Raw genomic sequence first — 12584 nt, forward strand, 5'->3', positions numbered from 1 at the left:
TTTCAAAAGTATTTAGAGTTTAGTTGAGAAACTCGTAAAGTTTGAATAGCGAGAAGGTAACATGCTAAAGCGTTACTATGGGGTCTAAGTTTTGCTTCATACATCGATAAATTAAGTGATTTTAGGTAGTTGGTTATTTTTGTGGTATTACATCTTTCAGGTGTAAAAACTCTGTAAATCCCTATAAAAACTGAATAGTTTTGGCATATACTTATGTTGGCCTACAAAGAATTTAAAGATTCTTAAAAGAAAAACTTACGTCGGAAGTTGATGAAAATTCAAAAGTGCTGTTACAAAAAATTTATTGCAAAAAGTAGAGAAGCCCGTTACACAGAACAACGTGAGCTATCTAAGGGAATGGAATCACATTTTCATAACAAGTGTACAGGTTAATCATAGCTTTTGGCCATACGGATGTGATTCCGTTTCGTAAAAAGAATCGATGGCATAGGGTGCGGAGCAAGTTAGATTAAAACAAAAAAAGTGGTTTAAGACAAAAAAGAAAATATGGATTAAATTTAGAGAAACTGGACTAGGGCTTTTCATTGAGCACGTTGTTGGCCATGAGTGGTGTAAGTATAAATGATTTTCCTGCTTTGACTCAGATCCGGTCCGGCAAATAAGAGTGAGAGTATAACGGCCAAGGGAATCGCAGTCCATAAAACTCATGGGTGAAATTTACCATATTCTGATTCGGTGTAACCGTCAAAAACGACCATTGCCACATCGCTTAAATCATCACTGTACCTGATCACCATGCATTAACGCACCCATTGTCAAAGGACTTTGGCCAAAAACATCTATATAAACAATAAAGTAGCTACAGCTATCACGCTATATTGGATGGACAATCTCCCAGTGTATATCCAATTTTTTTCCGAATGGAAATCTTATGGTTTACATGCAAAATGACTGAAACTTACAAGATGATTACTATGTGGTAAAGCAGTACCTGCATTTGCATTTTTAGGTATAAAAACCTTCTTGGTTTGTTAAATACAACATCCATATTTCATTTTGCAACATTTGTGATAGGATTTTGAATATTATCAAAGTACACATGATGTATCTTGCTCCATTATTCATCAACATGAAGAAAACATACATTTGGCTTATTTTCTATCTTGTTTTAGCTGGGTGCAGTGATACAAGGAACAAACAGTGTAATGAAGATAGGCAACAACCTCTGTTTGAACTGCTTCCTAGTTCCAAAACCAAGATTGACTTCACGAATACCATTCGGCAAACCAAGGCCTTCAATTTTATAAACTACCTTGACATTTTCAACGGTGGAGGTGTTGCACTTGGTGATTATAACAATGATGGTCTTCTGGACATTTATTTAACAAGCAACCAAACCACAAATAAGCTATACCTGAACAAAGGTGATTTTGAATTTAAAGATGTTACCAAGCAAGCTGGGGTCGCTGATGAAGAAGGCTGGTCCACCGGTGTCAGTGTTATCGACATCAACAATGATGGTCTTCTGGATATCTACGTGTGCAAATCTGGTTCCTTAAACAATCCCTATCTAAGAAAAAACAAACTGTTTGTCAATCAGGGAGACGCGATTTTCAAGGAAGAGGCCGAGAGTTGGGGATTGGACTATGCTGGTTTTTCCATTCAGTCCTATTTTTTGGATTACGACAAGGATGGCGACCTGGACATATACTTGGTAAACCATCGCTCTGATTTCAACAATGTGAGAAAGGTGGACAAAAAGGAAACCATAGTTTATGTAGATGAATTTTCTGACCAATTATTTAGAAATGATGGCCATACCTTTACAAATGTTACCGAGAAAGCCGGGCTAAAAAACAAAACATGGGGGTTGAGTGCCAGTATTGGGGACTTCGATGAAGATGGTTGGCCTGATATTTACGTGGCTAATGATTTCATACAACCAGACCATCTTTATATCAATAATAAAGATGGGACTTTTACGGACAAGGTGCTAGAGGTTTTTGACCATATCTCCTATAACAGCATGGGCTCAGATTATGCCGATATCAACAATGACCTTTTGCCGGATTTGGCCGTTTTGGATATGCTCGCCGATGATCATCTTAGAAGTAAGGAAAATATGGCCACTATGGATAGTCGAGGTTTCTGGTATATGGTGGAAAACAATTACCACCACTCCTACATGACAAATGTGATGCAGTTGAATCAAGGAAATGGAAATTTTGACCAAGTGGCCCAATTGATGGGTATTTCCAAAACGGATTGGAGCTGGGCTCCATTGATTGCGGATTTTGACAATGACGGTAACAAAGACCTTTTCGTAAGCAATGGTATTGAAAAAGATTTGGGAAATCAAGATTTTAGAAGAAATCTTCGAAGCATGGTAATGGCCAACCCGAGTATGGGCATCGAAGCGTTGGAAGAAGTGATGCCGGGTGAAAAAATGAGCAATTATATGTTTCAGAACCTAGGTAATTTAGAGTTCGGCAACACTTCAAAAGAATGGGGCATAGATGTTCCCATGAATTCCAATAGCGTTGCTTATGGCGATTTGGACAATGACGGAGATTTAGACTTAGTGCTCAACAATTCATCAGACGAAGCGGCCATCTTTAAAAACAGGGCCACATCGAACTACATTAAAATAAAACTCATTGGCAATGCCAAGAATGTTGATGCTGTTGGGGCTAAGGTTAAAATTAAAAATGGAGAGGAACAGCAGATTAAGGAAAATTACTTTGTACGTGGGTATCAGTCTGCTATGAAGGATGCCCTTCATTTTGGGGTTGGAACCCAAGAAGACATTTCGGCCATAACAGTAGTCTGGCCGGATAGCACCGTTTCTATTTTGAAGAATCAAAAGGCTAATCGGTTGTTGGTCATGAACCAAAAGAATGCCATAAGAGCACCCTCACATGTAAAAGAAAAAATGAAGCAAATTTTTACTGAAGTCAATTCTGCAGACTATGGGATTGATTTTACGCATTCCGAGGTTGTCTATGACGATTTCAAAGATCAGGTGCTGTTGCCCCAGAAGTTTTCACAACTAGGCCCCGCTATTGTAAATGCCGATATCAATGGGGATGAATTGGATGATTTGATAATCAGTGGCGCCAAAAAACAGGCCACCACAGCTTATACGCAGCTGAAAGACGGAACATTTAAAAAACTCGTGAACCACGGTTTTGATATTGAAAAAGCGTCGGAAACCATAGGAATGCATTTATTTGATTATGACAACGATGGCGACCTTGATCTATATACTGCTAACGGCAGTTATGAATTCCAGGAAAATGGCCAACAACTTCAAGACCAATTGTTTAAAAATGATGGACAAGGTAATTTTACAAAGACCGAGGGCTTGCCTAAAATGTTAACTCCAACCAAAAAAGTAACTTCTTTTGACTATGACAATGATGGGGATTTGGATTTATTCATCGGTGGACGGTTAGAGCCAAAAAAGTACCCCCTACCACCGAAGTCATATATTTTGGTAAACAATGATGGAATATTCAAAGAGGTAACACAAAAAGTTGCTCCCCAATTTAAGGATATCGGAATGGTAACAGACATGGCCTTTTCTGACATGGATAAAGATGGCGACAAAGATTTGATAGTGGTGGGAGAGTGGATGGCAATATCCATATTTGAAAATGACGAGGGAAAATTCACCCTTTTGCCCGTCCACAGTTTGAAAGACACGCAAGGTTGGTGGCAGTCTATCGAGGTAGTTGATATCGACAATGATGGTGATGATGACTACCTGATCGGAAATTTGGGAAAAAACAATAAGTTTCATCCAACAGTTGAAAAACCATTGCATATATATGCCGGTTATTTGGACGATAACAGAACATTTGATATGTTTTTGAGCAAGGAATACAAGGGAAAATTGGTGCCTACTCGGGGCAAGGAATGTTCAATGGAACAGACCCCTTTCATAAATCAAAAATTTAAATCATACAAGGCCTTTGCCAATTCTACAATACAAGATATTTATGGAACTGAAATATTGAATGAAAGTTATCATGCCACAGTAAAAAATCTGAATTCTTGTCTGTTGCTAAACCATGAGAAAAGAGGTTTTGAACTAGTCACCTTGCCAAACCTGGCCCAAAAGGGTCCTACTTTAGATTTTGAAATTATTGATTTGAACAACGATGGTTTTATGGATATAGTGGGTGTCGGAGCCATCCATGAGGCAGAAGTAGAAACAATAAGATATGATGCAAACTCTGGCTATGTTCTTTTAAATAGAAATGGAAAGTTAGAATCAATAGCTGCCACGAATTTTCATCTGGACAAAAACTCAAGAAGCATCAATAAAATTATTATTAATGGTAAAACCCATATTCTCATATCAAATAACAATGATGACTTAACTTTTTTTTTGACCAACCATTTTGATTGATTAATCAGATAAGGCCTAGTGCAATCAAAACCATTGCTTAATGGCAATTGGGAATAAATAAATTATTGGTTATTGTCCAAAGGTCTATCTACTATAATTTAAATATTAATATTATGAATAAGTATTATAGAATAGTAATGTTGGAAATTCTAATCTGTTTTTCTGCTTTCGTTGGTCAATCACAAACGGTTAATTGGGAAAAATTTATTGCGAAACAAGATTTAATTTGGAACAACAATGTAGATTCAGACTTTTTTAATGGAGCATTTATAGGTGATGGCGTTCAAGGTGCAATGATTATGAAAGACACCATAAATCCTAATGGATTAAGAATGCTATTGGCTCATTATAAAGCTATTTCTCATTATACCATTCCAGATTTTGAATATTGCGATTCTAAAGTATATGCTGGAAATATTATTATTACACCAGCTGGAACTTCGATCAACAACGATATGCGCATGAATATTTTTGATGGTGAAACAAACGGAATAATAACTACAGACAAAGGAACTGTAAATTGGCGGGCTTTTGCAGACCGTAAACATAACGTATTTATTATAGAACTAAAGGGTGAAAATGGAGAAGTTGATGCCAAAGTAGGTGTTCGTGAAGAATGGGGAATTACGCCTAGGTTTTATTTGGAAAAAAATGATGCAACTGCTTATGCAAATCATTTACCCCCAAAACCAGTACTAACCAAACAAGGTGATATTGATTTAGTTATAAACAAAATGAAAAGTCGTGGCGCTCACGTTCTTGCTTCTCAGCTAATAAAAAAAGAAGATGGTACGCAAATACTATATGTGTCTATTGGCACGAATGATGATAGGGATGTGAGTAAAGCTGCAATAAAAGCAACAACGGATGCTGTTGAACGTGTTCAGGCAGCAGTGATTGAAGGCTATGAGGCTATTACTTTAAGACATCACAAATGGTGGAATAAATATATGCAATCGAGTTACCTAAAAATTGAACAAGATCCGTATTGGGAAAAGTTCTGGTATTTGCAATTATATAAGTTCGCCAGTGCTTCTGCTGAAGATTCCGATCTAATTATGGATACTCAAGGCACATGGATTACTGAATCGGCATGGGCTGGTGTTTGGTGGAACTTAAATGTGCAACTTTCGTATATGCCAATGTATACTGCAAATAAACTAGGTGTTGGGCGTTCATTTATAAATGGCATGGACAGAATCTATAAATCGGGTGCGTTTAATGAAAATGCTAATGGTGTGGGAATTACAGTCGGTCGTTCAACAACTTATGAAGGTTTGAGTAATTGGGGAGATGAATTTGGTAACATGCCATGGGTATTACAAATGTATTGGAAGTACTGGAAGTTTTCAGGCGAAGATTCCATTGCATTATCTTTGTTTTCTATGCTTAAGGATAATGCAGTATTCTTTATTTCTAATTTAAACAAGGGAGCCGATGGTAAATATCATTTGGCTAATTCGAGGTCTCCAGAGTATGAGGAACTTGGAGGTGGTGCGTTGCATGAGGATACTAATTATGGATTAATGGGCGCTAAATGGGTTTTTCAAACATTACTGGATATGGATGAAGAACTTAGTCTAAACGATGAACAAAGTCATATTTGGCAAGACATATTAAATAATTTGACCGAGTTTCCTACAGATGCTAACGGTTTACGTGTAGACAAGGACCAAGGGTTTAATTTTGGACATAGGCATCCAGCACATTTACTTGGTATATATCCTTTACATATTATTAATCCTGATCAAGGTAAAAATGAAACTGAATTAATAGAAAAGTCACTTGATCGCTGGCAAAGACTCACCCAAGAAAAGGGCTTTGGAGGATATACCTTTACATTAGGCAGCCCAATGTATGCAACTTTAGGAAATGGAGACAAAGCGCTTTCCACACTTAATTTATCAAGGGAGCATAATTTATTTCAGCCCAATACTATGTACGAGGAAAGCGGTGGTGCGGTAATTGAAACTCCGCTTTCCGCAGTAGAGAGCATTGCCTATATGTTATTGCAAAGTTGGAACGGCATTATTCGAATATTCCCGGCATTACCATCAAGTTGGGAAAATGTTTCTTTTGAAAACTTCAGAGCTGAGGGCGCATTTCTTGTTTCAGCATCATCAAATCAAAGTGTTGTAAATAACGTGATTATAGAAAGTAAAATAGGGAAAACATGTACTATGTTGAATCCTTGGGCTGGTAAGATTTTAATTGTGAAAGATGATGATGGTAACATAATAACTGTTACCCAGGAAGGTGATAAATTTATATTCCCAACACAAGCAGGAAAAAAATATTTCATAACCGCTCCCAACTCTTCAAAAATAAAGTCCAAATAAGTTGAAGGACATGAAAACTAAGGTGGTACAATTTATATCAACATTGATTGTGCTTATGCTTATCAGTATTTCATCTTGTAAGAAATATAATTTCGAAATATGAAATTGATTATGTAAACGAACTAAATTGGAAATGGGAGCAGCTCTACGTTTAGCGTTGAAATTGTACACAATATTGCTTCGCCCTTAATAAAGGCTGCATATTAATAAGAAATATGTAACAATATTTGGTAAGTTTTTGTAAACTACTCCTTTTTCAGTCTTCAAAATCAAATCGATTCCTTCCATTCACTGAATTTCTTCTAAAAGAACCTCTTTTGCATAGTTAAAATTTTGGTACTTTTCAATCTTGTTTTTGCTCCCGAAGGTTGCGAAGGAAAAATTACACATTAGGCAGTAGTTTAGAACGATAAAATGAAAAAGCGAGTGGAACGAAGTTTCAAGCTGCAAGCCCTAAATCTTACCAGGGACTAATAATACTGAGCGAGGTAAATGCTCCATTTCAAAACGAAAATGGGTCAACTTTTTATTCTGTTTATGGGGCTTCAAGAGGATTTGGTCAATTTCTACAAAAAAGACCAATAGAAAAAAGTAAGCCTATCCATTTGGGCTAAAAAGAAGGTGTCATTGCTCTACTCACAATCTTTAGGTTTTTACAATAAACTTTTTCAGTGTTTTTTGCAGTTCCCAGAGTTTTTACAGCAAAAAACGAAAATTTCATAAAGAGAATGAATCGATAAAAATCATTGATTTCACTGGCCTTCTGATTAGAAATTGGACAATGTAGCACTGCTTTAGCGTGCTACCCTCTCGCTACACCACCCACTTCCCTTTCGGTCATTGTTTGATATACCTTCGGCTTGGCAATAAGTAGGTTGCGCCTTATGGTGATTTTGGTTTACGCTTATCTTTACGACCGCTACAAACACTTAACAGGAAACAAGTGTAAAAGTCAGAGGTTAGGTTTTTGGGGACTTGATTACGTTTTGGATGGAGTTTCGCTTTCTAGCTTTCGACTTTCTTGTTCTTTTGACCGCTCCTTCAGTAAATCCATTTCATTGTATTTATGCTGTCAAACACCTTAGCATAAATCTGACTTGTCTTTAACGAAAAATGTCCCAACACCTTACTGACTGAGGCGATAGGTACACCATTGGTATAAGTATCTAAAACCTCATCTAACCTGTTCTGTGGGTAAATATCCAAATTCCGCCTTAAAACACTTTGAAAAATAAGAGGCGGAAGAAAAGCCCACTTGGTAAGCCACTTCGCTAATATTTTTATCCTCTTCTACCAACATTTGTTTAGCCTTTTGGAGCCTTATCTTCCGAATAAATTCGTTAACCGATAAACCGGTAAGAGCTTTTACCTTTCGGTATAACTGGCTTCTGCTCAGAAAAAACTCAGAGGCCATGTTTTCAACCCCCAAGTCAGAATCATCAATATTTTCTCGGATATACTCCAGTACCCTTTTGACAAAAACATTATCGAGCGCCGTAGTATTTTCCTCTGAAGTAGTGGTAATACCATCATAATTCTTATTGAAAAGTATTCTGCGACTGGTAATCAGTTGAACGAGCGTCGATTTCAATACTTCCATATTGAACGGTTTTGTGATATAGGCATCGGCACCCTGCTTGATTCCTTTAATTTTATCATCTACCATGACCTTTGCCGTTAACATCAACAATGGTATGTGACTGGTGGCCATGTCGTTCTTGATTTGCTTACACATTTCAAAGCCATCCATCTTAGGCATCATCACATCTGTCAAGATAAGATGCGGTTGTTTTTCCTTTGCTGTTTTGAGACCATCAAGTCCGTTTGCTGCGCTTAATACATTGTATTCCCGACCTAGTTCCATTTCTAAATAGTGCCGTAATTCGGCATTATCATCTACAATCAACAAAGTGAATTCCTTATCCACCTGACGTATTGAATTTGAATCGTACAAACTATCTGGATTGGGGCTGTCATTTGTACTGGTGAGTGCACCAGTGTCAATTCCACTAGATTTAATTTCATGGTCGGAAAAATGGTCTTTGCCCATCGGAATAATGACAGTAAATTTACTACCCCGTCCCATTTTACTCTGCACATCAATTCTACCGCGATGGAGTTCTACAAAACTCTTGACCATTTCAAGGCCTATTCCCGTGCTGCCATAATAACTTTTGTTCAACGCTCCGATTTGGTAAAAACGTTTAAAGATATTTTTGTGCTCAGTCTGACTCATTCCAGGCCCTGTGTCCTCAACAGAAATTGAAAAAGTGTCCACCTTTGTTAATGAGGAAATCAATGGAAGGATTGTAGGCTCTTTATCTTTTTTAACGCGGACAAATATAACACCATTCTCGGGTGTGACCTTAAAGGCATTTGATAAAAGGTTAAACATGATTTTTTCCAGCATTACCGAATCTGCCCATACTTTAAATGGGATAGTTGGGCCAGTGAAATTCAGTTCTATGTTGCGGCTTATAGATTCTTGTTCAAAGTATTCGACCAATTGACGAACGTAGGTAACAACTTCCAATTCACTTGCCTGAACAAGAAACTTATTGGACTGTAATTTTCTAAAGTCCAAGAGTTCATTGATCAACCTTGAGAGCCTATCGGAGTTTTTATGTATAATCTCATGTTTAACCCTTACCTCTTCCGGAAGGTTTAGTTCCTTATTGTCGATGAGGTCTTCGATGGGGTTTTTTATCAAGGTAAGTGGAGTTCGAAACTCGTGTGAGATATTGGTAAAGAACTGTAACTTTTTTTGATGTAGTTCCTCTTCTTTCAAACGCATATCACGTTCTAAACTTAAGGCCTGTTTTTCCTTTATACGGTTACGCAAAAACAAGTATGTTAAAAACAACAACGTAGACAAAATAAGAGCGTAAACGACGTAAGCCAATTTGGTTTTCCACCATGGTGGCAATAATTTAATATGTAAACTTATAGGGGTGTCGTTCCAGACCCCATCATTGTTCGCTACCTTGACCTTGAACGTATAGTCTCCAGGCAATAGGTTTGCATACGTTACGTTACGGGTTTCGCCCACAAAATTCCAATTTTTGTCAATACCCTCCATATAATAGGCATACTGATTTTTCTCAGGCCTTGTGAAACTGATACTGCTATATTCTATGGTAAAAACTGATTGATTGTGGTTTAATGTAACATCATTGGTTTCAACTATGACCTTTTCGAGCGGGGATTTTTCATCCGCCGGAGTGATTTTTTCGTTGAATAGCCTGAAATCTGAAAAATACACTTTGGGAAGCTGTTCATTCGCTTTTATTTTCATGGGGTCAAAATAGTTCAACCCCTCATAGCTTCCAAAATACAATATTCCATTTTTATCTTTGAGTACGGCATTATTGTTAAAGTAATTTCCCAATAGTCCATCATCAACAGTGTAGTTCATTGAAGCCGTGTTCCCATGATTCAACTTGGTGATTCCTGATTTTCCACTAATCCAAATTGCCCCATCATCGCTTTGTGCAATTGCATTTATAGAGGTTTCCCCAAACCCATCGGCAGCTTCGAAATGACTTATAATCTCTGCCTTAGGATGATACTGGAATAGGCCACCTCCATCGGTACCAATCCAAATCTTCCCCTTACTTTCTTCAAAAATTGTTTGAATGTCCTTTAGACCTGGATGTCCTTCAACATCATCAGTAATATATTTTGACATACCACTTACAGAAAAATCACCAGATATTTTTCTTTTTAACTTATAAAGCTCTGAAGCAGTACCAAACCAGATATTATCTTGCGAATCTGCCAATACGGTCCTTAATTCAGAGTCGATGGATCGTCCATCAGAATCCCATTTAAGATTAAGCCAAGAAAAACGTTTCTTCTCAGGGTCGTAATAGTGTAATCCTGAAAAAGTGGCTATCCACAAAGTACCTTTGGAATCTTCCGCGAAACCCAATACTCTATTCGATTTCATGCTACCGTTGGTGCTTTCCATGGTATAATTAATAAATTGGCGTGACTCTTCTGGCAGAAAATAAATGCCCCCATTCCAACTTCCGACCCAAATATTCTGCTTCGTGTCAATGAATATCGTCTGTATGTCATCGTTCTTTAAACCGAAAAAATAAGAATCCACGCCCGAGCCCAGATGCATTAAAGACCTATCATCTGGGTCATAAACATCTATGCCCCCACCATCCATTCCAATCCACAATCGATTCTTCTCATCCTGAACGATGCCGGTGACCGAGCTGGCCTGCAACGAGTTTTCATTGCCAGCAAGGCTTTCAAGGGTGTCGAATTTACTATATAATTCATCACTCATAGCAACACCCTTACTATAGTATCCCACCCATATTCGATTCTGAGAATCTTTAAAAAGAGACCAAATCGAATTGGAGGCTAAGCTATTATTGTCAAATTTATTGTAAGTATATTGATTTCGAACAATTCCGTCAACACCAATCTCGAATAGTCCATCGTTTTCAGTTCCGATTAAAATGCCCCTATCCTTGTTTTGGAGCATAGAAAGGATTTTAGCGTTCGTTATAGTGAAAGTTTCCATGGTTTCTAAACCAAATTCAACACAAACCTTGGTAATACCGTTGGAATAAGTCCCAAGCCATAGGTTGTCATCCTTATCTACAAGCAAAGTCTCCAATGGTTCGTTAATTTCAGTTGACCTGCCATCGATTGTCAATACGGTTTTTTTCAGCTCACTCTTTGTAGTGTCCCATTCCATTAAACCAAAGGTGGTGGCTAAATAATATTTACCGTTCAAATGCTTCTTGATGGAGTAGATACGCAAATCAGGGAACGAGTTTTCCCCATAAACTATCTGCATCAATTCACCTGAGGATTTATCATACTTCAACATTCCTTGACCGTGAGTGCCGATAAGCAAATTGCCAGAATCATCCTCCGCTATCGATAGAATTAACAAATTTTTTGGAATGAAATCCAAAGTTTTGGATAAATCTATTCTTTCAAATCTGTCCAAATTTCGATTATAAACTTCCAAACTTATGTCAGTTCCAGCCCACAATCTTTGTTCACTATCAATAAAAAGACAATTGATGGAATTATTGGAAACTAATGAATTATTGTCTAAAGAATGGGAATACGATTTATGGTTTGTGCCATCGAACCTATAAATTCCGGTACTATTGGTTCCTATCCAAATAAAACCACGACAGTCTTGAGTTATGGATGAAATAGCTCTTTTCGAAATATCCTTTCCGACACTAACAAACTGAAGCGGATTTCCAGTGGATTGACCACAAAGCGCGCAGGAAGATATTAAGACGCCTAGCATTGTCATAAAGCAGCTGTATCTTTTTAAAACCTTAAAAATCATTTTAAAAAAAACCATGGGATAAAATTTAAAGATTTGTTTGAAATATTAAGTTTTGCTCACTGTTCCCTTAATATTTAGACCTAGAAAATTGCCTTAATACCTCTTTATTTATTTTTTGAAATTTTTGTTAAATGTTGCCAAGCTACATTAAAAAAAGGTAGCATTCTCAAGTTTGCATACACATGTCTTCCAATGAACTTCTGTCATCTGAACTTCTGTCATCAAAAATAGCATCATACTTCTAAACAACCTACAATTGCTTGAACATTGGTAAGTTATACTATTTGAACTTTCTACTCTTCGAAATCCTGATACAGATGTTGCAAAATGAGAGAGCTATGTTGCATGCCCGCTTGAGAGAAGATAAAAATAACTAATTATGCCCTTAAAGACTACAAATTCAAAGTTTAAACAATTGACTTAGCCATCAATTAAAACACTCAAAAATTTGAATGTCTTTGAGAAGAGAGAACAAATTAATAATCAATTGAGATTAAGGGCAGCAATTTAATTGTTATGCCAATTGCGAGAATAATTT

General features: G+C 37.1%; 3 protein-coding genes. 2 read left to right on the top strand and 1 reads right to left on the bottom strand.

What is annotated here, in order from left to right; all coding sequences use genetic code 11:
- Positions 1-1090 precede the first annotated feature (1090 nt).
- Both ACULLH_RS06355 and ACULLH_RS06360 read left to right on the top strand, forming a co-directional pair.
- Complete coding sequence (locus ACULLH_RS06355) at positions 1091-4375, top strand: VCBS repeat-containing protein (RefSeq protein WP_454087883.1); 3285 nt, start codon at positions 1091-1093, stop codon at positions 4373-4375.
- A 113-nt stretch (positions 4376-4488) separates the two neighbouring features.
- The gene (locus ACULLH_RS06360; RefSeq protein WP_454087884.1) at positions 4489-6714 is read left to right on the top strand and encodes a glycosyl hydrolase family 95 catalytic domain-containing protein; all 2226 of its coding nucleotides are present in this window, start codon (positions 4489-4491) and stop codon (positions 6712-6714) included.
- Positions 6715-7888: 1174 nt separating this feature from the next.
- Here the strand turns inward: ACULLH_RS06360 and ACULLH_RS06365 are convergent.
- Positions 7889-12010 carry a hybrid sensor histidine kinase/response regulator transcription factor gene (locus ACULLH_RS06365; protein WP_454087885.1) on the bottom strand — a complete coding sequence of 1374 codons (4122 nt, stop codon included), beginning with the start codon at positions 12008-12010 and terminating at the stop codon, positions 7889-7891.
- Between the last annotated feature and the right edge of the window lie 574 nt (positions 12011-12584).

Source organism: Flagellimonas sp. 2504JD4-2 (assembly GCF_053642935.1).